We start from the raw sequence: 25,893 nt of genomic DNA on the forward strand, positions 1-25,893 counted from the left end.
ACCACGCGGCCAAACCACAGACGGGGCATCATGTACACAGCCAATCGTGAAACGCGCGATCGCGCAATACGCTGTGCTCAATGGCTGACGGCCGACCGGATCATTCCGTACAGCTGCATCATGCTGATGCTCTTCGTCGCGCTCCTGATCGTCTGGGGTGTCGTGACCGACGGCTTCACATCGAACGCCACCGCCCGACCCGGCACCGACTTCTCGGTCTTCTGGACCGCATCGCATCTCGTGTTGCAAGGCCATGCCGCGGCGGCCTACGACACGTCGTCATTCCTGCAGGCCGAGTTCGCGCACTTCGGTGCGTATCTGCAAAACCGGCCGCTTCCCTGGCTCTATCCGCCGACGATGCTGCTGTTCATCGCGCCGGTTGCCCTCGTGCCTTTCCTGCCCGCTTACTTCCTCTTTTTCGCGGGCAGTCTTTTATGCTACGCGTTCGCCGTCTCGCGCTTGTCGGGGCTGCGCGCGCATCTTCCCGTGCCGCGCGCCGCGGCGCTCGTCGTCGTCGCGTATTCGGCGGTGTGCATGTCCGCGCTGTTCGGCCAGAACAGCATCCTGACCGCCGGCCTCGCCGCGCTCGCGCTGCATCTGCTCGGCAGGCGGCCGGTGCTGGCCGGCGTGCTGATCGGGCTGCTCGCGATCAAGCCGCAACTCGCCGTCGTGTTCCCGTTCGTGCTGATCGCGACGCGTGCGTGGCGCACCTTCGCGGCGGCGGCGCTCAGCGCGACGCTGTTCGCGGCGGCCGGCGTCGCGCTGGCCGGCCCCGCCGCGCTGCACGGGCTGAGTCATGCGATGTCGACGGTACGCGCGCAGCATTTCATGCTCGCGTCGTACTGGCTCGCGTCGCCGACGCCGTTCGCCGCGCTGCGGCTCGCGGGCGCGCCGGTGGCGGCCGCGCTGGCCGCCCAGGCGGCGGTCGCGCTCGTCGCGCTCGCCGCGGCTGTCAACGTATGGCGCCGCACGCGCGACATGCGGTTGCGCGGCGCGGTGCTGGCCGTCGCCACGCTGCTGACGACGCCGTACCTGTGGAACTACGAGCTGACGTGGCTCGGCATCGCGCTCTTCTGCCTGATCGCGCACGGCCTCGACGAAGGCTGGCTGCCCGGCGACCAGGGCATTCTCGTGCTCGCGTGGCTGCTGCCGATCTTCGAAATGCTGAACCGGCTGATGAAGCTGCCGCAAATCGGGCCGGTCGTGCTGCTCGCGGTGCTGTTCGTCGTCGTGCGCCGTACGGCGCTCGCGTCGCGGAGCGCACGATGAAAACGCCGTCGTTCGCCCGTCACGCGCACCCGAATGCCGATCTGCATCCGGAACTCCCGATCGCCGGCCCGCGCCGCCATCCGCACTGGCTCAATCGCGATCGCGTGCGGCTCTATGCGGCCGCCGTGCTGCTGACGGAACTGCTGTTCATCGCCATTTACCTGATCCGCGTGCACCTGTCGCACGGCGGCGCGCTGGAGCCGCTGTCGCAGGATTTCTCGCCGGTCTGGAGCGCCGCATGGCTCGCCGCGCACGGGCACGGCGCCGACGCGTGGCATTACTCCGCGCTGTTCGCGGTCCAGAAGCTCGCGGTCCCGACGATGACGCTCGCGGACGGCACGCTGCCGTGGCTCTATCCGCCGACGATGCTGCTGCTCGTGGCGCCGCTGGGCTGGCTGCCGTACACGCTGGCGCTCGTGCTGTGGCTCGGCATCGGCATCGCGCTGTTCGCCGCAGCAATGCGCGCGACCGTGCAGCGCGATGTCGCGTGGCTGTGCGCGCTCGCGTTCCCCGGCGTGTTCCTCACGGTGATCGTCGGGCAGACGAGCCTTTTCACCGCGACGCTCGCCGCCGTCGGCCTGCTCGCGCTGAAACGCCGCCCCGTCTGCGCCGGCATCTGTTTCGGGCTGCTGACGATGAAGCCGCAGCTCGCGGTGCTGTTCCCGCTCGCGCTGCTGTGCGCGGGCCAATGGCGCGCGCTGGCCGCATGGGCCGCGACGATCGCCGTCAGCGCCCTGCTCGCGACGCTCGCGTTCGGCGTCGCCCCGTGGATCGCGTTCGCGCACCTGATCGCCCACGTCTACACGATCGTGGGCACCGGTCACGCGAAGCTCGCACGCATGCCGACCATGTTCGCGCTCGCGACAATGGCCGGCTGGCCCGCGCTCGTCGCGCGCGGCCTTCAACTGCTGTCGGCGGCGGTTGCCGCGGTCGCCGTCGTCTACGCGTGGCGCGGCGCGTGCTCGTATGCCCTGCGCGCCGCGACCCTCGCGTGCGCATGCCTGCTCGTCAGCCCCTATCTGTACGACTACGACCTGACGTGGTACGGCATCGTGATCGCGTGGTACGCACGCTATGCGTCGACGCGCGGCTGGCGGCGCTTCGACCGCGAATGGCTGATGCTGCTGTGGCCGATGCCGCTCGCGGGCCTCGCGATCGTGCCGCACCTGTCGTTCCAGTTCATGCCGCTCGCGACACTCGCGTCGCTCGCGCTGCTCGTCAGCCGGATCGCCCGGGAAAGACGCGACGTGCCGTCGATGCCCGACGCGCGCGACACCTCGACCGAGACCGGGTTCACCCACCGGCTCCGGCCACACCACCGCCCGGCGCACGGCATGCGCCGCACCGGCCGCCCGACGCTCGGCGCCGGCAGGTAAAGCGACATCACAAGGGGAATCATCATGCGGGAATCCATCTACACGCCGCTCGTCTCGCTGGTCGTGCCGTTCTACAACGAAGGCGAAGCCGTCGAGCGCTTCTTCGACGTCGTGATTCCGTTGCTGAGCGCGATCGACGCGATCCGCTTCGAGATCGTCTGCGTGAACGACGGCAGCCGCGACGACACGCTGGAACGCCTGGTCCGGATCGGCGCCGCCGAGCGGCGCGTGCGCGTGATCGACCTGACCCGCAACTTCGGCAAGGAGGCCGCGCTGACGGCCGGCCTCGACGAAGCGGCCGGCGATGCGGTGATCCCGCTCGACGCCGACCTGCAGGACCCGCCGAGCCTGATTCCGGTGATGATCGAACACTGGCGCGACGGCGCGGAGGTCGTCGCGGCCAAGCGCAGCAACCGCGCGTGCGATTCGTTCGCGAAGCGCACCGCCGCCGCGATCTACTATCGCGTGCACAACCTGCTGTCGGACGTGAAGCTGCCGGAGAACGTCGGCGATTTCCGGCTGATGGACCGCAAGGTCGTGAACGCGCTGCGCAACCTGCCCGAGCGGCACCGCTTCATGAAAGGACTGTTCGCGTGGGTCGGCTACAAGACCGTGATCGTCGAATATCAGCGCGACCCGCGCAGCGCCGGGCACTCGAAATTCTCCGGCTGGAAGCTGTGGAATTTCGCGCTCGAAGGCATCACCAGCTTCAGCACCGTGCCGCTGCGCAGCTGGACCTACATCGGCATCGGCATCGCAGCGCTCGCGTTCGTGTACGGCGCGTTCATCATCCTGCGCACGCTGCTGTTCGGCAATCCGGTGCTCGGCTATGCGTCGCTGATCTCGGTCACGCTGTTCATCGGCGGCATCGAGCTGATCGGGATCGGCGTCGTCGGCGAATACGTCGGGCGCATCTACGACGAATCGAAGCAACGGCCCGTCTACCTGATCCGCCGCCGCTACCAGGCGCACGGCAAGGTGATCGAACTGCCGGTCGCGCGCGATGCACGCCGCCAGCCCGCACGCCGGCGCGTGCAGCCGGCCCGGCCGCGCATCGGCGCGCGCTGAACGCACCGGCGCCATGATCGGCCTGCTCCAGGCCGAGCGCACGCGGCTCGTGCGCTTTGGCGTGTCCGGGCTCTGCTCGACCGCGATTCACACGCTGGTCGCGACAGCGCTGTTCGCGCTGCGCGATGCGACACCGGTGACCGCGAATGCGGTCGCGTTCCTCTGCGCCACCGTGTTCTCGTATCTGGCGAATACGCTGTGGAGCTTCTCGTCGACGGTACGCACCCGCAATGCGACGCGCTTTCTCGCGGTCACGCTCGCCGGGTTCGTCGAAACGCTGCTGCTCGCGCGCGCCGCCGAGGCGCTGGATGCGTCGCGCACGATGAGCGTCGTCGCGATCGCGCTGCTGATCCCGCCGACGACGTTCGCGCTGCACCGGCTCTGGACGTATCGGTAAGCCCCCCTTCCCGGCCCCGCCAACCATCGGCCAATCAATTAACAGATTCAATGTCGCGATATTTGTGTCACGCATCGAATCGATTGATTCCGATTTTAAAATTAACCCGATAAATCATTTTATCGACCTGTTTACTTTTACAGCTTCCACAAGCAATCAAACGGGATAATCTGCATTCGCGGTCGCTTCCGCACGTGTCGATATCGGTGAAAAGCCTTGCTGCACAAGGCGATGGTGGCCGCACGAAGCAATTCGCGCAACGATAAGTCCCATTACTTCAAACGGGAGCTTCTATGTCACGCGTTACCGATGTGCTCGTTTCGTTCGATACCGAAACCATTCTCAAAAAATATCCGAATCCCAGCAAGAATCCGGCGGCGCCCACGCTGATCGACTGGCACTATGTCTATATGGTGACCAACCAGGACAACGTCATCTCCGGCCAGGCGGGCGGCGAGCTCGACCTGAAGGCGCAGGTCGGCGACCTGATCCGCTGGCGCGAAACGAGCCTGTCGCTGGGCTTCGAGAACCAGGTGGTGTTCTACAAGTTCATCGGCAACGTCGGCAACGACCTGATCTCGACGCCGACGCCGCGCGTCGCGGAGGCGTCGATTCCGGTGCCGAACACCAGCAAGCCCGAAGTGCCGACGTGCCAGAAGGTCGCGAACTACTACTGGTCGTCCGAATGCCTGAAGGTTGGCCGCGTGACCTACCATTTCCTGTTCCAGATCATCGATCGCAATTGCCAGAGCCAGGGCTGCTTCTCGTGGGATCCGTTCATCTCGATCCATAACTGATCGCGGCACGCGGGCGGCCGCACGACGGCCGCCCGTCCCGCCCCTTGTTGCGGAGGACGTGCTCATGTCTGGTGTACGTTGCGATGCGCTCGCGATCGTCGACGCCGTCACGCTGCTGGCGGCCTATCCCGATGCGAGCCGGGACGCCGACGCGCCCACCGTGATCGACGGCCGGCACATCTACGTGTTGAGCCCCGGCGACGCCGGGCAGGTCAGCCACCACGACAACCGGCTCTTTGCCGGCCTGTCGCCGGGCGACCGGCTTCATCTGCGCGAAACCGCGCTGGCGCTGCGCGCGGAGGTGACCGTGCTGTTCGTCCGGTTCGCGCTGAAGGACGCCGGCATCGTCGCGCCGATCGAAGCGGAGATCCGCGACGCCGCCACGGCGGTGCCGAACGGCGACGACCTGCTGCATCCGTCGTGCCAGCCGATGAAGGACCATTTCTGGCGCGGCGAGGTGCTGGCCCCGGGCGCCACCACGTGCACGGCCGATTTCGCGGTGCTCGATCGCGACGGCGCCGTATCGGGCTATTTCCGCTGGGAAACGACGATCGAGATCGCCGGCAGCGGGCCGGACACGAAACAGCCCGGCGCCACACCGTAGCCGGATCGCGACGGCCGTTTCACGTTGCCGGTGAATACCGACTTCAACGCAATCGGGGCGGAGGACGGCTACGACGACGCTCACGTGCGCCCCGCCGCGTGCCGTACTCAGGTGCGCGGCAGCCCCGGCGGATTGGTCTGCGACCGGTCGATCGCCTCGGCATCCAGCCGCCAGTGGTCGAGCGCCTTCCGGTAGCTGCCGTTCGCGATCAGCGCATTGATCGCGAGCGTCAGCGGCTCGGCGAGGCCGCTGCCCTTGCGGGTCGTGATCGCGATATCCGCGGTGCGCGGCCAGCCGCCGCTCACGGTGCCGATCAGCTTTGCATCGCCGCGCAGCGACGCCTGGTACGCGAGCATCGAGTTCACGCTGAAGATCGTGTCGACCCGGCCCGACTGCAGCGCGACCCAGCGCTCGGCCGCATCCGCGTAATACTGGATCTCGACCGGCGCGAGGCCGCGCGCGACGTTCTGCCGATTCCATTCGAGCAGGATCTTTTCCTGGTTCGTGCCCGAATCGGTCACGACGCGCAGCCCCGCGACATCCTTCGGTTCGCGGATCGCGGCAAGCTTGCTGCCGGTCTTCACGTAGAAGCCGAGCTGATCCTTCCGGTAGGTCGAGAAGTCGAACTTCTCCTTGCGCTGCTCGGTCACCGTCACGTTCGAGATCACCGCATCGACCTTGCCGGACTGCAGCGCGAGCGGCCAGTCGGCCCACGCGAGCGGCACGATCTTCAGCTTGCGGCCGATGCTGTCCGCGATCAGTTGCGCGAGATCGGGATCGAAGCCGACCACCGTGCGCGCGTCGGTCGCATAGGTGCTGAGCGGCGGCAGGTTCGGCGCGATGCCGATCGTCAGCGTGTTCGCCTCGGCGAACCGGAAGCCGGCCGGCAGCGCCTGCTCGACCGCCGGATTCACCGCGCCGCGCTGCCGTGCCGGCTGCTCGGGACTCAAGTCGAACGACGCGGCGTGTACCGCGACGGCGTTCGCGGCGATCAGCGCGGCGGCCAGCACGCGGGCGAGGCGTGCGATGCGTGCGACGGGAAAAGCGTTTCTTCTCATGTCTTGTGGAATCCTGTTTTTATTCGGGGATGCGCGAAGCAGGCGCGGGCAGCGGGCCGGCAACGTCCGAAGCCAGTCGCTGCCCCGCCGGCTCGGTCACGCAGGCGTTGCGTCCAGTTCGACCGCGGCCGCACGCCGCGGCACCGGTTGCACGACGGGCGACGGAGGCCTCGCGTGCGCCGACTCGCCCGCATACACCGCCTTCGGGTCGAACACGCGTGCCTGCAGCGGCGTGAACGCACGGAAATTCCACAGGCTGCGCGCGACGAACACGCGCTGTACCCAGCGGAACGCGCGGTCGTTCTCGTCGTACTGCGGATCGAAGCGGTCGCGCGAATGCAGCGTGAAATGGTTGTTGATCAGCACCAGCTTGCCCGGTGACACCTGCACGCCGAACGACACCTCGCGCACCGCGCGATACAGGTTGGCCAGCGCTTCCTGCGCGCGCGGGTTGACGGCCAGCACCATGTCCGGATAGAACGCGACCGTCACGCGCGGCGCGTCGAGCGGCCCCGACAGCACCGCGCTCAGGTCGGTGTTGTCGCGCGGCGTGGGCGTCGCGCCGCGCCACCGGTACGGCACGCGGATGATGTAGTGCTCGTCGTAGAGTTGCGCGATATCGTCCGGCGACAGCAGTTGCAGCGCGCGGCGCGCATCGGCGAGCCGCGTGTACGGGCCGCCGCCGGCCTCGCTGCGCACGCCCAGCAGCAGCAGCGCGAACGGCGACGTGTCGCCTTCCGGCATGTGCGCCTGCGCGGCGTTCTCGATATGGAAGTCGAGCTCGACCTCGGAGCCGAGGCCCGTGTAGTCGCGCGCGGTCGCCTTGTGCGGCGTCAGGTTGTTCACCAGCTCGCGCCCTTCGTGCGCGATCGAGTACGGCTCGCCGGCGAGCGTGCTCAACGCGACCAGCACGTTCTCGCTGAGCACGCCGGCCTTGAACGAACGGCCGGTTTCCTCGAATCGCGGGCTGCCCGTCACGCCGTCGTCGATCGGCAGGTTGTCGATCTCGATCGAGCCGTGCGCGTCCGCCGTCGGCGCCTTCGCCCGGTCGAATGCGTCGACGATCCGGTCGGGAAACGCGTTGTAGGCCAGCTTGCGAACTGCGCTGATATAGCCTGCGCCGCCGGCCGGGTCGTAATCCAGCGCGCCGAGCGTCGTGCGGATGTGAGCGGATTCCGCTGCCGTCAAGGCGATGCGTGCATCTGCGAGATAGGTCATAGGTCTCTCGTATAAAGATCTGGTTCGAAGAGCGGCATGGCATCGCCGCCGCGCGCCGCCGTCCTCGGGGCGAAGCGCTCGACAAGACTAGGAGACCGTCATTGCATTTCGAAATGATATTAATTCGATTGCAAACAAAAATTATCGATATAAGTTCAGCAATGCGGACGGAACCGGTTCACCGCGTTTTGTGCCGACCCTTAACACGAATACTTGTTAAAAAATCGTTGCTTATTATTTGTATTCGCCAATGGGTCGATGCTAGTTTTCTGTCGGATTCGACGCCGCGGCTGGCGCCCGACGGGCAGCCGGCTCCCTTGATGCGCCATACGGAAACCTGCCAGATGAATCGATACCGCCTGCCGTCCCGCACCATCCACAAGTCCCGCACGCACCGGGAGCCGCGATGAGCGACCGTGCCCCGGCGCTCGACCGCGTCGACCGCGCGCTGACCGCCACCGCCACCACCGGTTCGCCGCGCACGTCGCTGCGCGCCATCTTCCCGACCGTCGCGGCCGCGAGCCTCGGCTTCGCGATCGTCCAGCTCGACGTGACCGTCGTCAACGTCGCGATTCCGAGCCTCGGCCACGCGTTCGGATCGAGCGTCCACGGGCTGCAGTGGATCGTCGATGCTTACACGCTGTCGTTCGCCGCGCTGCTGCTGACGTCGGGCACGCTGGCCGACCGCTTCGGCAGCCGCCGGCTGTTCGCGTACGGCCTTGCGCTGTTCCTGCTCGCATCGCTCGGCTGCGCGCTCGCGCCGTCGCTGGCGGCACTGGTTGTCGCGCGGGTCGCGCAAGGCGTCGGCGCCGCGATGATCCTGCCCACGTCGCTCGCGCTCATCACGCATGCGTGCGCCAACGATGCCGCCGCACGCGTGAAGGCCGTCGCGTGGTGGAGCGCGACGGGCGGCGCGATCAGCGCGGCGGGGCCGACGCTCGGCGGCCTGCTGATCGATTCGCTCGGCTGGCGCGCGATCTTCTTCATCAACCTGCCGATCTGCGCGTTCGGGCTGTGGCTCACGCTGCGCCACGTGCAGGATTCGGCCGCCGCGCGCACGCGGCTGTTCGATCCGGTCGGCCAGCTCGTCGCGGTGCTCGTGCTCGGGCTGCTGACGGGCGGCATCATCCGGGCCGGGGCGCACGGGATCGGCGACCCTTACGCGGCCGGCGCGCTGATCGCGTCGGTCGCGCTCGGCGCGTCGTTCATCGCGATCGAACGGCGCGTGGCCGCGCCGATGCTGCAACTCGCGTTCTTCCGGATCGCGCGCGTGCCGGGCGTGCTCGCGATCGGCGCGATCACGAATGCGGCGTTCTACGGGCTGATCTTCTCGCTCAGCCTCTATTTCCAGAACGCGCGCGGCTTCACGGCAACCGAATCGGGGCTCGCGCTCGCGCCGCTCACGATCATCATGCTCGCCAACATCGCGAGCGCGCGGCTCGCGGTCCGCCACGGATTCCGCGCGACCGTCATCGTCGGCCTCGCCGTGTCGCTCGCCGGCTACGTGTGGCTGTGGCGGACGCTCGCCGCGCACACGCCGTACGCGCTGCTGGCGCCGGGGCTCGCGGCGATGGCGATCGGCGGCGGCATCGCGATTCCCGCGCTGACGTCGACGATGCTCGGCAGCGTCGAGGCCGGCCGCTCGGCCACCGCGTCCGCGATCCTCAATACCGCACGTCAGGTCGGCGCCGCGATCGGCGTCGCGGCGCTCGGCGCGCTGGTCGCCGGCCAGGGCGCGGCGATCGTGGCCGGCGCGGCGCGCGCGTTCGCCGTCGCGGCCGTGCTCGTCGCACTCTGCGTCGTGCTGGCCGTGCGCTGGCCTCGCGACGCCCGCGATACCGGCACGCGGGCCTGAGCACCTTGCCGCACGCACTCCTTCAACCGATTTTCCATCCGAGCGAGAGGAATCCATGCAGCATCGCTTCATCGATACCGTCCTGATCGTCGACGGCGCGTCGACCGCCGCCTACCTGGCCCCTGCGTTTCGCGCATACGGCATCCGTTGCGCGCACGTGATCAGCGACCCCGATCTGCCGGCCATCTACCGCGACCAGTTCGTGCCGTCCGACTACATCCGGCAGGTCCAGCATCGCGGCGACATCGACGCGACGCTCGCGCAACTGGGCGACCTGCGGATCGGCGCGGTGCTGCATGGCCTCGACGCGGCGCTCGAGCTGGCCGACACGCTGGCCGAGCGGCTCGACGTGCCGTATCGCAACCCGCTCGCCACCTCCGCCGCGCGACGCGACAAGTTCGCGATGAACGAACGCATTCGCCAGGCCGGGCTGCGCGCGCCGGCGCACTTCCACAGCACGTCGGTCGATGAAGCGCTCGATTGGGCGCGCGCGCAGCGCACACTGCCGCTCGTCGTGAAGCCGGCGCGCAGCGCGGGCGTGGCCGGCGTGAAGATCTGCCGAACGCTCGAGCAGGTCGAGGCCGCCGCGCGCGACGTGCTGAACACCCGTTCGCTGTACAACCAGCCGAACGACGACATCGTGATCCAAAGCTATTCCGAGGGGCAGGAATACATCGTCGATTCGGTGTCGTTCGAAGGCCGCCATCGCGTGGTCAGCCTGTGGGAAGTGCATCGCGACCGCACGCACGCGCCGCGGCTCGACAAGATGCTGGTGCTGAACCATGCCGACCCGCGCTACGCACCGCTGCTCGACTACGCGGCCGACGTGCTCGATGCGCTGGACGTGCGCTTCGGGCCGACCCACCTCGAGCTGTTCGATACGGCCGACGGCCCGACCATCGTCGAGCTGAACGCGCGGCTGCACGGCAGTCTCGATCCGCGGCTGACGAGCGCGGTCAGCGGCGAGAATCACGTATCGGCCACCGTCGAAGCAGTGCTGCATCCGGAGCGGCTGTTCGGCGACGTCGCCGCGCCGACGGATTTTCGCGGGTACTGCGGTCACGTGCTGCTGCTGTCGTCGCGCAACGGCGTGCTGCGGCAGGATTTCACGTGGCAGGCGATTCAGGCGCTGCCGTCGTTCGTCGGGCTCAAGCAGTGGATCAAGGTCGGCGACACGCTGCGCGTGACCACCGACCTGCAAACGGCGCTCGGCACGGTCGGCCTGTATAGCCCGACCTTCGAACGGCTGCTCGAGGATTGCCGGCGGATTCGCGAAATCGAGGCCGATTTCTTCGCGGACGAAGGCGCGGTCGCGCCGGTCTAGGGTCGCGGCGTGCCCGTGTCAGCGCGCGAGCAGCGCACCGGCCTGCCGGCCGAGCACCGCGCGCAACGCGTCGAGTTCCGGCAGCGCGGGCGTTTCGTCGGGCGTGACGAGGTAGGTCGTCACGCTGTCGAGATCGTCGAATGCATGCGCGCGCAGTTCCTTGCGCGCCACGTGCTCGGTCGTGATCCGCTTCGGCAGGATCGCGACGCCCATCCCGGCCGCCACGCAGCCGAGGATCGCGCCGAACGTGCCGAACGACGACACCGATTCGATCGCGACGCCGCGCGCCTTCAGCCAGTGCTCCGCGACCGCGCGGTACGGGCAGCCGTCGTGAAACGCGAGCAGGCGCACCGCGTTGTCGGCCAGCAGTTGCCGGCGCGTGACGGTCGCGGCGCTCACCAGCACCATGTCCTCCGCGAACGCGGGCTCGTAACGCAGCCCGGGCCGCACGACCGCGCGTGCGGTGAGCGCCGCGTCGATCCGGCCGCGCAGCAGCGCATCCGCCAGATCGGGCTCGCTGCCGATCTGCACCGCGAGGCCGAGCGCCGGGTCGCGCTCCTTCAGCGCGGCGGCCAGCGCAGGCAGCCGCGTGGCGGCCGTGCTTTCCATCGATCCGAGCCGGAAGCTACGGGCAACCGGCGTTTCGCGCACCACCTGCGTCGCTTCGTCGACGAGACGCAGGATGCGGTCGCAATACGGCATCAGCCGGCGCCCGGCATCGTTCAGCACCAGCCGCTTGCCATGGCGGTCGAACAGCGGTGCGTCGAGCGATTCCTCGAGCTGACGCAGCCGCGCCGTGACGTTCGACTGCGTGCAGCCGAGCCGTTCGGCCGCGCGCAACGCGCTGCCTTCCTGCACGACGGCCCGGAAAGTTTCGAGCAATGGGATGTTCATATCAGTTTCTCTTGTTACCGATTCAGTTTATATCATTTTACTTCGCCCACCATCCGGATTAGCCTAGCGCGTATTCCGTGCTGGCCCCTTCCGAGGAATCCGCATGCCATTCGCTGCCCGCTTCGGCTTCACTCCCGTTCGCCGCCGGCCCGAGGTTCGTCCGTGCGCGCACTGATTGCCGCGCTGGTGCGGCGCGGCCCGACCGTGCTCGCGTGCGGCGTCGGCCTCGGGCTGCTGGTGCCGCCGCTCGCGGCGCTCGCGCGGCCGCTGATGCCCGTTACCGTGTTCCTGTTCGTGCTCGGCACGCTGCTGCGCGTCGAGCCGAGCGCCGTGCGCGCGGTCGCGCGGCGCCCCGCCGTGTCGCTACTGCTGCCCGCGCTGACGATGATCGCGTGCCCGATCGCGCTCGGCGTCGCCGCGCGGCTCGCGGGTTTGCCGTACGACTGGGTCGTCGCGCTGGTGATCGCGTACTGCGCGCCGCCATCGAGCGGCACGTCGACGATCGCGCGGATGCTGTCGCTCGACGCCAGTGTCGCGCTCGTCGCGACCCTCGCGTCGATGGTGTTCGTGCCGCTGACCGCGCCGCTGCTGACGGCCTGGTTCAGTCACGACGCCGTGGTGTCGATCTCGCCGTCGAGCCTCGCGCTGCGGCTCGCGCTACTGATCGGCAGCGCCGAGGGCGTCGCGCTGCTCGTGCGGCGCTTTGCCGGCGCGCGACTCGCGCGCCATGCGACGCCGATCGACGCGATCGTCGTCGTCGCGCTGCTGATCTTCGCGCTCGGCACGATGGCCGGCATGCAGCAGTCGATCATCGACGCGCCGCACCGCGCATTGACGGCGATCGCCCTCGCGTTCGCCGTCAACGCCGGTTTCCAGATCGTCGCGTACGGGCTCACGCCCGGCGATGTCCGCACGCGCCTGAACGTCGCATTGATCGTCGCCAATCGCAACGTCGGGCTGATGTGGGCCGCGCTCGGACTGGCCGCCACGCCGACCATGGCGCTCGTGTTCGCGTGCGCGCAGTTGCCGATCTATACGTTGCCGCGCGTCGTTCAGCATCTGCTGCCCCGCCTCGAAGCGCAGCACCTGCGCCGGCGCGCACGCTAGCTCTCCCGTCCTCGATCAAGGATTCACCATGAAGCGACTCATCGTGATCGGCGCACGCGCCACCGGCAGCAGCGTCGCGCTGGTGCGCGCCGCCCTCGCGCGCCAGGTGGCCGTGACCGTCGTCACCGCGCCCGGCCATCGTCTCGACGGCGTGTTTCCCGCGGGCGTCGAGACGGTCAACCTCGCGCCCGACGCCGACCAGCTCGCCGGTTGGCTGCGCGCACGCTTTCCGGACGAACTCGACACGCTGCGCGTGACGACCGCGCACGACACCTATGCGCGCACCGCCGCATGGGTTGCCGATGCGCTCGGGCTGCCCGGCCCCGATGCGCGGCACGTCGCGCACGCGGTGTCGAAGTCGAACCAGAAGGCGTTGCTCGCCGCGCACGGCATCCCGGCCGCGCAGTTCGTGTCGGGTACGCTGGCCGCGCCGGCGGCGCTCGCGGCGGCCGCCGCCCCGTTGCGCTTTCCGGTCGTCGTCAAACCGTCGGAAGGCTCCGCGAGCGACGGCGTGCGCCGCTGCGAGGACATCGCCGCCGTGCGCGCGCAGCTCGATGCGCTCGCCGCCGTGCAGGCCGATGCACGATCGCTTGCGACCGAGCGGATCGTCATCGAGGAATTCCTGGAGGGCAGCGAATACTGCGTCGAGTATTTCGACGGCCGCTACGTCGGCGCACTGCGCAAGCTCAAGCGGCATGGCGCGGGTTTTCTCGAACGCGGGTATACGTCCGAACTCGATCTCGACGCCAACACGCTGCGCGCGCTGATCGACGTCGGCACGCGCGCGACCGCCGCCGCCGGGCTCACGTGGGGGCCCGTGCATCTCGACTGCATCGTGCACGACGGCGTGCCGCACGTGATCGAACTGAATCCGCGCATCGCGGGCAGCTTCATCTGCGACATCGTGCGCGACGGCTACGGCTTCAACGTGGTCGAAGCATTGCTCGACAGGCTCGACGGAAAAACGGTGACGATTCCCGAGTTGTTCGAGCCGCACGCGTATGCGCGCGCCGAATTCCTGCTCGACAGCGATCCCGGTGCGTGGCGCTTTGCGCAGGCCGGCGAGATCGACGACGGGGCGGTAAGGATCAGCTACGGGCCGCAAGTGCTGCCCGATCGCGAACGGCGCGCATTTCTTTATGTGCGGGTTGCGTTGCCGGCGGTACGCGGTGCTGAGGACGACGCTGGCTCGACGGCTGAGCACGGCGCCGTCGTGGAGCCGACGCTGGCGACAGCTCCCTCTCCTGATTTGAAGCCTTCAACTGGAGAAATGGCCTGACGCATGCGCCAGGCCCTCTCCAGAACGATTGTGGGCGTTCATCGCGTGCCCGGCACCAGATCGACGATTCCATCGATGCCGAGGCATCGCGGCTCGTGCGGCCGTGAATCATGCCCCCGTCCGAACCGGCCTCGACATAGAGCAAACAGCGATCGGTCCCCTCGTCGATACCCTTTCAGGATCGCGTCATGTCGAGCGGCACGACGTATCGGTCGAAATCCTCCGGTGCGACGAATCCCAGCGCATTCGCGACTTCCCTCAGCGATTTCCCTTCGCGGTGAGCCGTCTTCGCGACGATCGCTGCGTTGTCGTAGCCAATGTGACGATTGAGCGCGGTGACCAGCATCAGATTCTTTTCGAGGTTCTCGTCCATCTGCTGCAGATTGGGCTCGATGCCGACCGCGCAATGCACGTTGAACGCGCGACACGCGTCGGCGAGCAGCGTGATGCTCTCCAGCACGTTGTGGACCATCACCGGTTTGTACACGTTGAGCTGGAAATTTCCCTGGCTCCCGGCGAATGCGACGGTCGCATCGTTGCCGAATACCTGCGTGCAAACCATCGTGAGCGCTTCGCATTGCGTCGGATTGACCTTCCCCGGCATGATCGACGAGCCTGGCTCGTTCTCGGGAATATGAATCTCGCCGATCCCGCAGCGCGGCCCGCTTGCCAGCCAGCGAACATCGTTGGCGATCTTCAGCAGTGCCATCGCGAGCGTTCGGATCGCCGCGGACGTGCTGACGAGCGCGTCGTGCGCGGACAACGCAAAGAACTTGTTGGCCGACGACCGGAACGGATGCCCCGTGAGTTCACCGATGATGGCCGCGCACGTGTCACCAAACAGCGGATGCGCGTTCAGCCCCGTGCCCACGGCCGTGCCGCCGATCGCGAGATCGTACAGCCCAGTCAGGTTGGTCCGAATCGACGCGAGCGAATAGTCGATCTGCTTCACCCAGCCGCCGATCTCCTGCCCGAACGTGATCGGCGTCGCGTCCTGCAAGTGCGTGCGCCCGACCTTCACGACGTCGAAATACCGCTCGGATTTCTCCAGCAACGTATCGCGCAATGCCATCACGCTCGGAAACAACGTGTCGAACAGTTCCGTGACGACCGCGATATACATCGCAGTCGGAAACGTGTCGTTCGACGACTGGCCGCGATTGACGTGATCGTTCGGATGAATCGGCGTCTTGCTGCCGAGCACCCCGCCCTTCATTTCGATTGCGCGATTGGAGATGACCTCGTTGACATTCATGTTCGACTGCGTGCCCGAGCCCGTCTGAAACACCACCAGCGGAAAATGATCGTCGAGCGCCCCGGAGATCACTTCGTCCGCCGCCTCCGAGATCGGGATGGCGATCGCCTCCGGCAATTCGCCGAGCTTGAGATTCGCCAGCGCCGCGGCCTTCTTCAGGATGCCCATTGCATGGATGATCGATCTTCCCCACTTGAAGCGGGATTGGCCGATCGGGAAATTCATGATGGAACGCTCGGTTTGTGCACCCCAGTATTTTTCCGACGGGACCTGGATGGAACCCATCGAATCCGATTCGATACGCATGTTTGTTGACCTCGATTCAGTCGCTCGCCGCGGCGAGCGTTGGACTCATTCATCTGGCGAAGCAGGATGCGAATGCATTCGCCGGCAGGCACTGGCGGCTTCCCGCTCCGGCCTCGCCTATCGCGCCGGGATGCGGCCCGCCGGCTCGTTTCCCTGGCCCGTTACGCGCGGAGCACCGATGCCATCTTTCCAAGGTGCTCGCATGCCCGGATCACGTACTCGTCGGACAGCATGCCGATACGGCGATAGTTGATCTCCTGGTTCGACGCTTCCGCATAAAGCGTCAGCGCGTCGGCCGCGTGCCTGAAATGCCGCGCTTCGACGCTTCCGCAATGCACGCTCAGAAACGATGCGATCCGGTTGACCTCGGTCGCCGTGACCGAGAAGGACTCGCGGATCCATTTCTTCCACATCGGCGTCATCAGGTTGTATTCGCCCGTATTGAACAGCTCGGTCATCGCCATCATCTCGATGGCCTCGATCAGGTCCGGTGCGAGCGGGCGCTTCTGTCCGACCCATGCAGAGAATTCCTTCGTGACGGGATCGAGAAACCGGTCCTGCAGGCGCCAGTTGTCCGAACCGCAGATGGCGGTTGCCATCCGGTGATACAGCTTCGAATGGTGTGGATGTCCGTGCAGCTCGCCGAGGCCGATATCCTCGACGATGATCTCGCCGCAGTGTCGCGCGGCTGTCAGCATCTTCACCTTGTTCCGTTCGCCATCGAGCGACTCTGATTCCTGCAGGAGACGCACGATGATGCTCGATACGGCATGGGCGGCGCCATCCGGGCTGCGCCATCCGCAAAAAAAGGTACAAAGCGAGTCGGTGGTCCATTTTCCCGACGTGATGCCTTCATAGGTCTTCCGGTATTCGCGCAACCTGTCGCGATTATTTTCGAAGCCGGTCAGCAGCGCGTCGACGAGCCGCCTGTCCTCCACGTCGATCAGTGCGTCGTTGACGTAATCGATGAAAGCGTGCGTCGAATGCTCCATGTCTTCCTCCTCGATTGATGAATGTGTCGATCGTGATGAGGCTTGCACGATCGGCGCCCCCAATGTCGGCGCTACTCGACAAGCCGATCGGGCCGTGTGGCGGCGCCAACCGTCGGGTTCAATCGACGTCGATCTCCGCCACGAACCGGCCGAGGCGAAGCAGGCCCTCGATCAATTCTTCATGTTCGATTGCATAGGAGATCCGGATGCAGTTTGAATCGCCGCAGCCGGCGCCCGGAACGACAGCGACGTGCGCTTCCGTCAATAGCAGTTCGGCGAGATGGTCGACGTCGCGGATCCGCTGCCCGCGGTAATGGCGGCCCAACTTTTCCGAGACATCGACGAACAGGTAGAACGCGCCTTCCGGCGGGGCATAGGCGACGCCCGCGATCCGGTCCAGAAACGTGCGTGCCGTGGTCAGTTGCTGCTCGAGGAACCGGTTGATCTCCGCGATGAATGCGTCGGAACCGGACGTGATCGTGCTCAGCGCCGCGTACTGCGACAGGCTACTGGGATTCGACGTCGTATGCCCCTGCAGATTGTGCATCGCGGCTATCACGTGCGCCGGCGCACACGCGTAGCCGACGCGCCAGCCAGTCACGGCCTGGCTTTTCGAAAACGAGTCGACGAGGACCGTCTGTCGCCTGAGCGGCTCGAAAAGCGACAGGATGTTGTGATGCTCGTGCGGATGCCTGACGAGATGCCGATAGCACTCGTCGAACACCACCCAGATTTGGCGGTCGAACGCGAGCTTTGCGATTCCAAGCAACTGCTCGCGCTGATAGACCGTTCCCGTCGGGTTGTTGGGCGTGTTGATCACGATCATTCGGGTTCTGTCCGTCAGCGCGCCCTCGACCGAACGCCAGGTCAGTCGGTACTGATCGGCCTGCGTGTCGACGCAGACGGCCGTCGCACCGGCGAGCCGGATCTGGGTCGGAAAGGTCTCCCAATAGGGAGTCGGAACGATCACTTCGTCACCGGGGTTCAGCAGGACCATCGACGCATTGAAGAGCGCCTGCTTCGCGCCCGCCGTGACGGCGATCTCGTCTGCCGTGAACATCGCCCCGCATCGCCGGCTCACGCTTTCCGCGAGCTTTTCTCGGAGTTGTGGCAATCCGATCGGCGGCGTATAACGATTGCGCCTGCTTTCCACCGCATCGATCGCGCCCGCCTTCATGGGCGGGCATGCATCGAAAGAAAGTTCTCCGGCAGCGAAATTGATGACCTTGACGCCACGGTCCTTCAATGCGTTTGCTTTGCTGCGCATGCTCGACGTGCCCGGTGCGGTAACGCTGCGCGCACGGTCCGACAACGGCAACTCGATTTGCGGGATGTCGCGTGTATTCATGTCGTCGTAGGCGAAAACCAATGAAATGGAGCCACGGCAAGGCGAGCCGGTCGTGGGCTTCGCCTCGGTAATCAGTTGTGCGAACTGAATCCGGCAGGTCGGCACCTGGGCCGACCCCGCACTGCGTCAGACGAGCGCTTGCGCGCACTCGCGCATGACGGTCGCCTTGCGACGCAGGTAGTCCTGGAACAGCGTCGTCGCGGCCGATGCGTCGATCGTTACCTGCATTGCGTCGGCGAACGCGTTGACCGCCTGTACGGCGTGCCCGAAGTGATTGCTCTCGGTCCCGCCGGTATGCACGGTGACCCACGCGACGATGTGGCGCACGCGATCGGCCGGAATGCCGACGTGCGTGTGGAACCAGGATTTGTAGAGATCGTGGATGAACTCGACTTCACCGTGCGTGTAAACCTCGTGAACCAGCGTGGTAAGCAGGCCGAGGAGGATATCCCGTTCCTTCAGCCGCTGACGATCCGTCCAGTCCTTGAATGCCTGCGCGGACGGAAGGCAAGCGGACTTCAGCAGCCACGTGTCGTCACCGCACGCAGCCGTCGCCATCGTATAGAAGAGATCGGCATGGAGCACGCCGCCCAGCGCGCCGAGATCCTCGTCGGTGATGCGCTGCAGGCTCGCGCATACGTCATGAAGCTGGTTCGACGCCGCCGAACCGGCGTCGGAGCGCGCCAGCAGCGTGATCCGGTTTGCAAGGCCGGAGACGCTCGCCGCGGAATTGTTGGTCTTCGACCAGCTGGCGAAAAAGGTGCGAAGAGCCGGCGCCGAATAGCCGCGCTCCGTCAACCGGCGGAATGCACCTTCGATGTCCCGAAGCGCCTCCTCCTCGGCCGAGAAGGCCGCAACGAGCGCCTCCTTCAGGACGCCGCCTTTCATCCCGTTAAGCACAGGCGTGACGATATCGAGCAACCCCGCTTGCGATTGAAACGTTTCCATCCTTTTCTCTCCGGTTCTAGATGTGATTTGAAGCGAACTACCGGGTCAGCCGCACTTCGGGTGAGCGCGGTCTGCCTGCGCTGGCGGGAGGCATCCCGCGCCAGAAGAAAAACACGAGCGCGCCTGCGAGCGCCTGTGCACCGACGACGAATGCGACGCAGCCCACCCAGCCCCAGCGATTCCACGCGGGAACGGGCAGGACCGAGCCGAGACTCCCGCCGAAGTAATAGAAGGAAAGGTAAATGCCGATCGCCGTCGATCTTGCACCCCGCGCCACCCGCGAGATGAACGCGTTGGCCGACGCCTGCTCGACGAACACCGCGGTGGAACTGAGCGCGAGCCCGATCAGGATCGCGATGACGCTGCTCGACACCGTCAGCAATGCACCGACGATCGCGAGCCCGGTCGCCGCAAGGGCGAGATCGCGCGGGCCGCGTTGCGCCGCGACGCGGCCCGCGAGCGGCGTGACGACGACCGCGACGAGAAATACCGCATAGATCGCGCCGATCTCGACCGTATCGAAGCCAAATGGCGCACGGGCCAGCCGCAGTCCGACGAAGGTGAACGTCGCGACCTGCGACGCGAGCACGCATGCGCCGACCAGGAACGACGCGAGCAGCGGGCCGCGCGTCAAGAGCGTCCAGCGAGATGCCGACGCGCCTTCGACGTCCGGACGCGCGGCGCCGGCCGCCGGCAGGCACGCATGGATCGCGAGGCCCGTTGCCAGACACAGGAACGCGATGACGTCGAGCGCGTGGCGCCAGCCGAACGCGGACGTCAGGCTATTCGTCACGAAACGCCCGGCGAATCCGCCGAGTGTCGTGCCGGCGACGAAGAGCGCACTGACCTCCGTCGCCGCGTCGTGGCTGAAGACCTCGCCGATGCACGCGATCGAGATCGCGAAGATGAACGGCATCAGCACGCCCGCGGCAAAGCGGGCGGCGAGGAACGATGAAAAGCTCGCCGCGTGCGCAGACCAGAGAACGGGAAGCGCACACGCGACGGCGGCGCACGAAATGACCGTTCGTCGATCGAAGCGGGCGGCCAGCGCGCCGACGAACGGAGCGATAATGGCGACCGCCAAGGTGGTGGCGCTGACGCCCTGGCCGGCTTGTTCCGGGCTCACGTCAAATGCCGCGGCAAGTTCGTGCAGAATGCCCTGAGTCGAATAAAGATTGAGAAAAGCCGCAAACCCGCACAGGAAAAATGCGGATCGAATGGTTCTGTTGCCCACTGGTGACGCCCTGTCTGGTTTGTGTGACAGTCTGACGAGTGGGCGACACGCGCGCCAATACTGTTTTCGTGGCCATTGATACCGAAACGACAAAAATGCTCGACCTACGCCGCCTCCGCTATTTCGTGACCGTCGCCGACGAATTGCACTTCGGACGCGCGGCGTTGCGTTTGCGTATTGCCCAGCCGCCTTTGACGCGCCATATCGCCGCGCTGGAAACCGACCTCGGTATCCGGCTGTTCGAACGATCGACGCGCGCGGTCCAGCTCACGCCGGCAGGCGCGCTGTTTCTCGAACACGCGAGGAGCGTCATTCATGCCGTCGACGAGGCGGAGGCAACGGCGCGCAAGATGGCGCAAGGCATGGTCGGCCGTGTCGTGATCGGCTATGCAAGCTCCATTCCGATGTCCGACGCGTTTTCGGACATCATCCGCCATGCGAGCCGCAGCATGCCGGAAGTCGAGTTGGCGTTTCGGGAAGTATCGACCGCGAGTCAACGCCAGCAGATCGCCGCCGGCACGCTGGACGTCGGATTCGGTTGGGCCGCGGCAAAGACGTCGGAAGCGCGCATCGGGTCCCTCGTCGTGTCGATCGAGCCGCTCGTCGCCGCGGTTCCGGCCCAGAGTCGATACGCGGGCAAGGCGACGATCGAGTTCCGTGAACTCGTCAACGAGAACTTCGTCACGTTCCCCGCGGGCTACGGTTCCGCGCTGAACGCGGCGCTCGACGATCTGTGCGCCCGCGAGGGCGTTGCGCCGCGGATCGGGCCTACCGCGTCGCAGATCACGACGCTGGTGTCGCTGGTGGCAGCGGAACGCGGCGTCGCCATCGTGCCCAGCTTCACGTCGACGTTGCAACGCTCGGGTGTCGCTTACGTGCCGCTGGCGACGCCGCATGTTCTCGAATTGGTCGTCACGTGGTCCGAACCGTTTTCGTCAACCTGCGTCGAGCAGTTCATCGAGTTCGCGAGGTCGGTCGCAGCCGGCTAGGACAGGCGCTATGCTTCCAGGCCCTTCTGCACGTACCACGATAACGGAAGTGTCAGCAGCAGGACCGAGGCCAGCGCCAGCAGCGCGGTCGGGACGCCCGCGACGTCGCCCAGACGGCCGAACAGAACCGGCGACAGCGCGCCGCCGCCGATCGTGCCCGTATAGAACAACGCGAACGCCTGCTCGCGCTTGCCGACGCCGGCCAGCTCCGGCACGACACCGTAGAGCACGGACGATGTTCCGTTCAGCGCCAATCCAAGCAGCGGGAGCATCGCCATCATCGCGAAGAGCGGCGAGAACACGGCGAGCACGATCAACAGCGACGTGGCGGACTCCGTGAGCCACACCGTCTTCATCATCCCGATGCGCGCGCCCAGATAGCCGCAGAACAGCTTGCCGAACGCGCCGCCCACGAACAGCAACGTCAGCGCGAGACCGATACCGGCAGTGCCGGCCCCTTTGCTTTTGAGGAGGAACGGCAGGAACGTCAGAAAGCCCATCCGCACGGCGCTGTCGAGGGTGCCGGTCGCGAGCAGCGCGTGCAAGCCGCCGGCCGAACCGCTGCCCGCGGGCGTTTTCGGCGTCTTGTCGCGCGCCGCCCGCGACGAGCCGCTCGACGGAATCAGCCACCACAGCAGGCCCGCTGAAACCACGCCCAGCACGCCGATCAGCGTGGCGCCGGTTCGCCACGTCACGACCGTCAACAGCAGGCCGATCAGGCCGGGTATCAGCGTCTTGCCGATGTCGCCGGAGAAGTTGTATTGAGCCAGCGCCTCCTTCACGCCTCCGCCCGCCTCGTAGGAATCGGTGACCATCGACGATGCGAGCGGATGCTGCGTGCTGGCGCCCAGTCCGCCCAGTACCAGCGCGATCAGCAGTACCGTCAGCCCGCCGGCCTGCCCCGCGATCAGGTAGGCCATGCCCGCGAGGGCCGTCCCGGCCACCAGCAAGCGCTCCCGGCCCCAGCGCCGCGCTGCCCGGCTGGCGAGCAACTGAAAACCCGCCATCACGCCGGAATAGAGCCCGCGCAACAAGCCGATCTGCGCGTAATTGATCGCGAACTGCGCCTGCCAGATCGGCAGCAGCACGTAAATGACGTCGGTCAACCCGTCGTGCACGGCGTGTGCGCCGCAAGCGGCGATCAGCGAGCGGCGACGGGAGGAATCGGGGCCATTCGGGGTCTCGAGAGAGACTGCGTGTTTCAAATCGCTCATTTCGGTGATGGTGTGCCGACTGTCGGTTGCGGTTCGCCGCCACTCCTGGTCAACGGCTTGAACAGCGACCTGATATCGAAGTACTCGCTGATCGCGCACTGTGACCGACCGCGCGTGGCAAATCGTGAATGATAGACCAGGACGACATTCTGGCATCCCCCCGAAAATTTCGCCGGACGCATGGTCGTGGTCATGGTCGAGCGATTTCTCGATGCGTAAATGTTGAACGGGCCGATGACCGATTTGGCGCACTGAAAACACGTGACATCCAGCGCGGGCGGTGCAACGCATGTTTGCGAGCGCAACGCATGAACGTCATCGCGATGACGGGCGTGATCAAGGAAGAGATGTGAAAGGACGAGTTGAAGCGGTTTCCGTTGCGGCGTTTCGTCCGGCGCGTCGCAACATGGCTTCTCGATGCCGTCTCCGTGGATATCGCTTGGCATTGCTTACCGCATCTGGCACCCACGGCGCCTTCAACGCAACGGCGACCACGCCTCCGGCAGGCCGATCGTCGACGTCGCCCTTTCGATCTGCTCCGGCCCCCCTGCCGGCGGCCACAGGCCCGCTGCATAGTGTTGCTTTCGCAACGCCATGCGTGCTTCCAGACTCGGGAATCCCCAGATGTGCGTGATGCGCGGCGGCCCATCGAGCGCATACATGTTGCAAACGAGATGCGACGTATAGGCTTTGGCCGGGCCCACCGCACGTTCCCACGCGGAAAGGGTCGGCGCAATTCCGCCGGCTTTCAGCCAGTAGCGGCGAATCTCGTAGAAGCCGCCCAATGCGCCCGGTTCGATGTCGGGTAGAAAAGGAAACAGCGCATAGCTTTCCATGTCCAATCGAACGGATGCGCTTTCAATCCCGAAAGGTCGCTCGGCATGCAATGCCCGATCGCGTTCATGCTGCAATTCATCCCTCGTCCCGAAGCCGCGCAGCACGACGATCCGCGATAGCTCGCCAATTTCCGTGCGCCATGCGCCAAGCAGCCTTCCTTGCGCGTCGGCATTCGATACCCACCGATGCGCACGGCGGGACACCGTATCCTGGTCCAGCAGCGGACACGACAACGTCGTGAGTTCGTACAGCATTTCTGCCCTCCTTTCGCTTGCATGTCGCAATGTATTTCCAAAGCGATGGCCGATAAACGCGCATCCCCTTGAAACAGAATCCAGTACCATTGCGCAATGGATCTCCTCAAGGCGATGGCCGTATTCGTCCGCATCGTGGAAACGGGTAGCCTGACAGCGGCCGCGCAAGCGTCCGGTCTGTCGCCGACCATGGTCGGCAATTACCTACAGGCCTTGGAAACCCGGCTCGGCGCGGTCCTCGTTCACCGCACGACCCGCAAGCAGAAAGTCAGCGCGTTCGGCCACGCTTACTACGAGCGATGCGTCGAAATCCTCGGTCTGGTCGACGACACGGAACGGCTCGCGCTCGATCATCTCCAGCAGCCACGCGGGCGTTTGCGCGTGACCGCGCCCGTCGTGTTTACGAACGAGTGCCTGATTCCCGCGCTCGCGGACTATTACCAGCGCTACCCGGAGATCAAGCTCGATATCGTCGCCACCGACTCGCTCGCCGATCTGTTCGACGAAGGTTTCGAGGCAGCCATTCGCATCGGCGCGATCGCCAACCCCGATGTCGTGGCGCGTCCGTTGGCGTCCTATCGGCTGGTGCTGTGCGCGTCGCCCGCTTACGTTCACGCACATGGCGCGCCCACCACGCCGAACGCGCTTGGCGAACATCACTGCCTGACGTACGCGTATCCGCCTCGATCGGCGTGGCACGCGGCACAAACTCAATGGATGCTGGAAGGTCCGGATGGACCGATGAGCGTCGCCGTGGACGGCAGACTGAAAATCGACAATGCGGAAGCGTTGCGCCGGGCGGCATTGAGAGGGCTGGGTATCGCGATGCTTCCTTCCATGTTGATACGCGAGGACATTCGCGAGAAGCGCCTCATCGAGATCATGCCGGCCTTCGCCGCCCCCGAAAGGTCGATGAATCTGCTTTATCTGCAAGAGAGGCAGCAATCACCGAAGCTTCGTAGCTTTACTGAATTCGTGGTGGACCGGTTCGGCGCCGAAACGGTCCACGGAATCTGATCCGGCCGCGGCCAATCGCGAAAGGCGCCGTATTGCATCGGCACCTCGCGATTTCGATCCGAAGTGCGTTTCCGTTCTCGCCCACCGCGAGCGTTGATCCACACCGGCCCGCGAGGGAACAGCGCCGAGGCGATGGTGCTCGAATCAGATCGCGCCGCCGCTCGCGTCTGCCGGGCGTTGCCCTTAGCCGCGCGTATCGACCCAGTGGCGTGCCCAGCGTGCCGAATGCGCGAGCGCCTGTGCCTCGCTCGCGAAGTAATCGAGCGAATAGAACTGGTAGCGGCCTTCGTCGTGCATGCTGTCGACGCGTTCGAGCAGCAGGTTGGATGAAAAGCTCCCGTCGGGCAAGCGATGCGTCGAGGGTTGGACGGCATAGCCGTTGTATTGTTGAATTCGTTTGTCGTGCATTTTAATTTTAATGATGTTCGAGTGCGTGCGAGCCGTGCGACCGGCACACGGGTACGCCGATTCAAAAGCCATTGCGGACCGAATCTGACGCAGTCGGAAAGCGGAAATAAGGCGTTGCGGCCGGAGGGGAATGAAGTGCAACGAGACGTGTGGCGCTTGGCAAGCTGCTAACCCAATCGATGCAGCTGCAGGCAATCGCGCCAACTTGAGGAGACGAAGCTCCGTGGGGATGTCGCTGCGGCCCGGCGTCCGTCGCGGGAGGCCGGGCCCTTCAAACTTTACAGCGGCTTGATGTTGGCCGCTTGCAGACCCTTCGGGCCTTGCTTCGTTTCGAAGCTCACTTTTTGGTTTTCAGCCAGCGTCTTGAAGCCGTCGGCGCGGATTTCGGAGAAGTGAGCGAACAGGTCGTCACCGCCGTTGTCCGGAGTAATGAAGCCAAAGCCTTTGCTGTCGTTGAACCACTTGACGATACCGGTATCCATGAAGATTCCTTGAGAAAAAAATACGAAAATTTGCTCTGTTGAAGAGCGCTTGAAGCGTCAAGGAGGGAGAGGACAACGAATACCGCCGGGGAGGAGCGAGCAATTGATGAACAGCAATCGGACTTCTTGGACTTCGGGGCATACACTAACGGCCAGCAACCGCCACGTCAATCGTTATCTTGTAACTGTGTACCGGATAGCCGCTTGGAGGACGAGACCGGGAGATGCACTACGTCGCCTCGCGCATGGGCCAGCGTCGAAAGAGAAGCGCTCCGACCCCAAGTCGTCACGACGAGATCCAAAGCAGTCCATAAGATTGGACGAGGAACGTTCTCGGTCCAGAGCGTGTTTCGATCGTCGCGC

The 25,893-nt window shown here is 65.8% G+C and carries 24 protein-coding genes; 12 read left to right on the forward strand and 12 right to left on the reverse strand.

Annotation, left to right across the window (positions count from 1 at the left end; genetic code table 11):
* Positions 1-30 precede the first annotated feature (30 nt).
* The 6 genes from C5F75_RS20555 (at position 31) to C5F75_RS20580 (ending at position 5,511) form a co-directional block, all read left to right on the forward strand.
* Complete coding sequence (locus C5F75_RS20555) at positions 31-1,269, forward strand: glycosyltransferase family 87 protein (RefSeq protein ID WP_059577618.1); 1,239 nt, start codon at positions 31-33, stop codon at positions 1,267-1,269.
* Positions 1,266-2,645 (forward strand): glycosyltransferase family 87 protein, encoded by a 1,380-nt coding sequence (locus tag C5F75_RS20560; RefSeq protein WP_059577613.1) that lies wholly within the window; start codon positions 1,266-1,268, stop codon positions 2,643-2,645. The genes C5F75_RS20555 and C5F75_RS20560 overlap by 4 nt, the downstream gene beginning before the upstream one ends.
* Before the next feature lie 24 nt (positions 2,646-2,669).
* A complete protein-coding gene (locus C5F75_RS20565; RefSeq protein WP_059577610.1) occupies positions 2,670-3,713 on the forward strand; it encodes a glycosyltransferase family 2 protein in 1,044 nt (347 codons plus the stop codon).
* Between the two features lie 13 nt (positions 3,714-3,726).
* Positions 3,727-4,110, forward strand: coding sequence for a GtrA family protein (locus C5F75_RS20570; RefSeq protein ID WP_104012761.1), 384 nt, complete (start codon positions 3,727-3,729; stop codon positions 4,108-4,110).
* Positions 4,111-4,403: 293 nt separating this feature from the next.
* The gene (locus tag C5F75_RS20575; protein ID WP_059577607.1) at positions 4,404-4,907 is read left to right on the forward strand and encodes an inclusion body family protein; all 504 of its coding nucleotides are present in this window, start codon (positions 4,404-4,406) and stop codon (positions 4,905-4,907) included.
* 64 nt (positions 4,908-4,971) lie between these two features.
* Positions 4,972-5,511 (forward strand): AidA/PixA family protein, encoded by a 540-nt coding sequence (locus tag C5F75_RS20580; RefSeq protein WP_060010551.1) that lies wholly within the window; start codon positions 4,972-4,974, stop codon positions 5,509-5,511.
* Positions 5,512-5,618: 107 nt separating this feature from the next.
* Here C5F75_RS20580 and C5F75_RS20585 read toward each other — a convergent pair whose 3' ends face one another.
* Positions 5,619-6,569 carry an ABC transporter substrate-binding protein gene (locus C5F75_RS20585; RefSeq protein ID WP_059577601.1) on the reverse strand — a complete coding sequence of 317 codons (951 nt, stop codon included), beginning with the start codon at positions 6,567-6,569 and terminating at the stop codon, positions 5,619-5,621.
* Between the two features lie 96 nt (positions 6,570-6,665).
* Positions 6,666-7,787 (reverse strand): TauD/TfdA family dioxygenase, encoded by a 1,122-nt coding sequence (locus C5F75_RS20590; RefSeq protein WP_059577598.1) that lies wholly within the window; start codon positions 7,785-7,787, stop codon positions 6,666-6,668.
* 406 nt (positions 7,788-8,193) lie between these two features.
* On the opposite strand from C5F75_RS20590, the gene C5F75_RS20600 reads away from it, so the two are divergent.
* Positions 8,194-9,642, forward strand: a complete 1,449-nt coding sequence (locus tag C5F75_RS20600) for an MFS transporter (RefSeq protein ID WP_059577595.1) — start codon at positions 8,194-8,196, stop codon at positions 9,640-9,642.
* A 55-nt stretch (positions 9,643-9,697) separates the two neighbouring features.
* Entirely contained in the window at positions 9,698-10,966 is a 1,269-nt protein-coding gene (locus C5F75_RS20605; RefSeq protein WP_059577592.1) for an ATP-grasp domain-containing protein, read from the forward strand.
* Positions 10,967-10,984: 18 nt separating this feature from the next.
* Here C5F75_RS20605 and C5F75_RS20610 read toward each other — a convergent pair whose 3' ends face one another.
* Complete coding sequence (locus C5F75_RS20610) at positions 10,985-11,860, reverse strand: LysR family transcriptional regulator (RefSeq protein WP_059577589.1); 876 nt, start codon at positions 11,858-11,860, stop codon at positions 10,985-10,987.
* 162 nt (positions 11,861-12,022) lie between these two features.
* Here C5F75_RS20610 and C5F75_RS20615 point away from each other — a divergent pair, with 162 nt between their 5' ends.
* Both C5F75_RS20615 and C5F75_RS20620 read left to right on the forward strand, forming a co-directional pair.
* Positions 12,023-12,967: a hypothetical protein gene (locus tag C5F75_RS20615; RefSeq protein ID WP_059577586.1), complete on the forward strand. Its 945-nt coding sequence runs from the start codon at positions 12,023-12,025 to the stop codon at positions 12,965-12,967.
* Positions 12,968-12,995: 28 nt separating this feature from the next.
* On the forward strand, positions 12,996-14,246 hold the full coding sequence (locus C5F75_RS20620) for an ATP-grasp domain-containing protein (RefSeq protein WP_059577583.1): 1,251 nt from the start codon (positions 12,996-12,998) through the stop codon (positions 14,244-14,246).
* Positions 14,247-14,421: 175 nt separating this feature from the next.
* Here C5F75_RS20620 and fumC read toward each other — a convergent pair whose 3' ends face one another.
* From fumC to C5F75_RS20645, 5 genes are all read right to left on the reverse strand, one after another.
* Complete coding sequence (gene fumC / locus C5F75_RS20625; RefSeq protein ID WP_059577580.1) at positions 14,422-15,807, reverse strand: class II fumarate hydratase; 1,386 nt, start codon at positions 15,805-15,807, stop codon at positions 14,422-14,424.
* A gap of 161 nt (positions 15,808-15,968) precedes the next feature.
* On the reverse strand, positions 15,969-16,799 hold the full coding sequence (locus C5F75_RS20630) for a hypothetical protein (protein WP_059577576.1): 831 nt from the start codon (positions 16,797-16,799) through the stop codon (positions 15,969-15,971).
* Positions 16,800-16,917: 118 nt separating this feature from the next.
* The gene (locus C5F75_RS20635; protein WP_059577574.1) at positions 16,918-18,147 is read right to left on the reverse strand and encodes a pyridoxal phosphate-dependent aminotransferase; all 1,230 of its coding nucleotides are present in this window, start codon (positions 18,145-18,147) and stop codon (positions 16,918-16,920) included.
* 126 nt (positions 18,148-18,273) lie between these two features.
* Entirely contained in the window at positions 18,274-19,095 is an 822-nt protein-coding gene (locus C5F75_RS20640; RefSeq protein ID WP_059577571.1) for a hypothetical protein, read from the reverse strand.
* 37 nt (positions 19,096-19,132) lie between these two features.
* Positions 19,133-20,329: an MFS transporter gene (locus tag C5F75_RS20645; RefSeq protein WP_104012666.1), complete on the reverse strand. Its 1,197-nt coding sequence runs from the start codon at positions 20,327-20,329 to the stop codon at positions 19,133-19,135.
* 95 nt (positions 20,330-20,424) lie between these two features.
* Here C5F75_RS20645 and C5F75_RS20650 point away from each other — a divergent pair, with 95 nt between their 5' ends.
* The gene (locus tag C5F75_RS20650) at positions 20,425-21,318 is read left to right on the forward strand and encodes a LysR substrate-binding domain-containing protein (protein WP_059577565.1); all 894 of its coding nucleotides are present in this window, start codon (positions 20,425-20,427) and stop codon (positions 21,316-21,318) included.
* A gap of 8 nt (positions 21,319-21,326) precedes the next feature.
* On the opposite strand, the gene C5F75_RS20655 is transcribed toward C5F75_RS20650, so the two are convergent.
* Both C5F75_RS20655 and C5F75_RS20660 read right to left on the reverse strand, forming a co-directional pair.
* Positions 21,327-22,532 carry an MFS transporter gene (locus C5F75_RS20655; RefSeq protein ID WP_104012667.1) on the reverse strand — a complete coding sequence of 402 codons (1,206 nt, stop codon included), beginning with the start codon at positions 22,530-22,532 and terminating at the stop codon, positions 21,327-21,329.
* A gap of 476 nt (positions 22,533-23,008) precedes the next feature.
* Positions 23,009-23,623 (reverse strand): NIPSNAP family protein, encoded by a 615-nt coding sequence (locus tag C5F75_RS20660; RefSeq protein ID WP_060313842.1) that lies wholly within the window; start codon positions 23,621-23,623, stop codon positions 23,009-23,011.
* Positions 23,624-23,719: 96 nt separating this feature from the next.
* Here C5F75_RS20660 and C5F75_RS20665 point away from each other — a divergent pair, with 96 nt between their 5' ends.
* On the forward strand, positions 23,720-24,640 hold the full coding sequence (locus tag C5F75_RS20665; protein WP_104012668.1) for a LysR family transcriptional regulator: 921 nt from the start codon (positions 23,720-23,722) through the stop codon (positions 24,638-24,640).
* Between the two features lie 183 nt (positions 24,641-24,823).
* Here C5F75_RS20665 and C5F75_RS20670 read toward each other — a convergent pair whose 3' ends face one another.
* Together C5F75_RS20670 and C5F75_RS20675 are read right to left on the reverse strand one after the other, a co-directional pair.
* Entirely contained in the window at positions 24,824-25,048 is a 225-nt protein-coding gene (locus tag C5F75_RS20670) for a hypothetical protein (protein ID WP_059577552.1), read from the reverse strand.
* 278 nt (positions 25,049-25,326) lie between these two features.
* On the reverse strand, positions 25,327-25,530 hold the full coding sequence (locus C5F75_RS20675) for a cold-shock protein (RefSeq protein WP_006485974.1): 204 nt from the start codon (positions 25,528-25,530) through the stop codon (positions 25,327-25,329).
* Positions 25,531-25,893: the final 363 nt, after the last annotated feature.

Origin of the sequence: Burkholderia anthinoferrum, from assembly GCF_002925705.1 — a bacterium.
GTDB lineage: Bacteria > Pseudomonadota > Gammaproteobacteria > Burkholderiales > Burkholderiaceae > Burkholderia > Burkholderia semiarida.

What these genes read in the sequence shown, in the direction of transcription:
- C5F75_RS20555 (WP_059577618.1), top strand. Translation starts at nt 31, where the DNA reads ATGTACACAGCCAATCGTGAAACGCGCGATCGCGCAATACGCTGTGCT.
- C5F75_RS20560 (WP_059577613.1), top strand. Translation starts at nt 1,266, where the DNA reads ATGAAAACGCCGTCGTTCGCCCGTCACGCGCACCCGAATGCCGATCTG.
- C5F75_RS20565 (WP_059577610.1), top strand. Translation starts at nt 2,670, where the DNA reads ATGCGGGAATCCATCTACACGCCGCTCGTCTCGCTGGTCGTGCCGTTC.
- C5F75_RS20570 (WP_104012761.1), top strand. Translation starts at nt 3,727, where the DNA reads ATGATCGGCCTGCTCCAGGCCGAGCGCACGCGGCTCGTGCGCTTTGGC.
- C5F75_RS20575 (WP_059577607.1), top strand. Translation starts at nt 4,404, where the DNA reads ATGTCACGCGTTACCGATGTGCTCGTTTCGTTCGATACCGAAACCATT.
- C5F75_RS20580 (WP_060010551.1), top strand. Translation starts at nt 4,972, where the DNA reads ATGTCTGGTGTACGTTGCGATGCGCTCGCGATCGTCGACGCCGTCACG.
- C5F75_RS20585 (WP_059577601.1), bottom strand. Translation starts at nt 6,569, where the DNA reads ATGAGAAGAAACGCTTTTCCCGTCGCACGCATCGCACGCCTCGCCCGC.
- C5F75_RS20590 (WP_059577598.1), bottom strand. Translation starts at nt 7,787, where the DNA reads ATGACCTATCTCGCAGATGCACGCATCGCCTTGACGGCAGCGGAATCC.
- C5F75_RS20600 (WP_059577595.1), top strand. Translation starts at nt 8,194, where the DNA reads ATGAGCGACCGTGCCCCGGCGCTCGACCGCGTCGACCGCGCGCTGACC.
- C5F75_RS20605 (WP_059577592.1), top strand. Translation starts at nt 9,698, where the DNA reads ATGCAGCATCGCTTCATCGATACCGTCCTGATCGTCGACGGCGCGTCG.
- C5F75_RS20610 (WP_059577589.1), bottom strand. Translation starts at nt 11,860, where the DNA reads ATGAACATCCCATTGCTCGAAACTTTCCGGGCCGTCGTGCAGGAAGGC.
- C5F75_RS20620 (WP_059577583.1), top strand. Translation starts at nt 12,996, where the DNA reads ATGAAGCGACTCATCGTGATCGGCGCACGCGCCACCGGCAGCAGCGTC.
- fumC (WP_059577580.1), bottom strand. Translation starts at nt 15,807, where the DNA reads ATGCGTATCGAATCGGATTCGATGGGTTCCATCCAGGTCCCGTCGGAA.
- C5F75_RS20630 (WP_059577576.1), bottom strand. Translation starts at nt 16,799, where the DNA reads ATGGAGCATTCGACGCACGCTTTCATCGATTACGTCAACGACGCACTG.
- C5F75_RS20635 (WP_059577574.1), bottom strand. Translation starts at nt 18,147, where the DNA reads ATGAATACACGCGACATCCCGCAAATCGAGTTGCCGTTGTCGGACCGT.
- C5F75_RS20640 (WP_059577571.1), bottom strand. Translation starts at nt 19,095, where the DNA reads ATGGAAACGTTTCAATCGCAAGCGGGGTTGCTCGATATCGTCACGCCT.
- C5F75_RS20650 (WP_059577565.1), top strand. Translation starts at nt 20,425, where the DNA reads ATGCTCGACCTACGCCGCCTCCGCTATTTCGTGACCGTCGCCGACGAA.
- C5F75_RS20655 (WP_104012667.1), bottom strand. Translation starts at nt 22,532, where the DNA reads ATGAGCGATTTGAAACACGCAGTCTCTCTCGAGACCCCGAATGGCCCC.
- C5F75_RS20660 (WP_060313842.1), bottom strand. Translation starts at nt 23,623, where the DNA reads ATGCTGTACGAACTCACGACGTTGTCGTGTCCGCTGCTGGACCAGGAT.
- C5F75_RS20665 (WP_104012668.1), top strand. Translation starts at nt 23,720, where the DNA reads ATGGATCTCCTCAAGGCGATGGCCGTATTCGTCCGCATCGTGGAAACG.
- C5F75_RS20670 (WP_059577552.1), bottom strand. Translation starts at nt 25,048, where the DNA reads ATGCACGACAAACGAATTCAACAATACAACGGCTATGCCGTCCAACCC.
- C5F75_RS20675 (WP_006485974.1), bottom strand. Translation starts at nt 25,530, where the DNA reads ATGGATACCGGTATCGTCAAGTGGTTCAACGACAGCAAAGGCTTTGGC.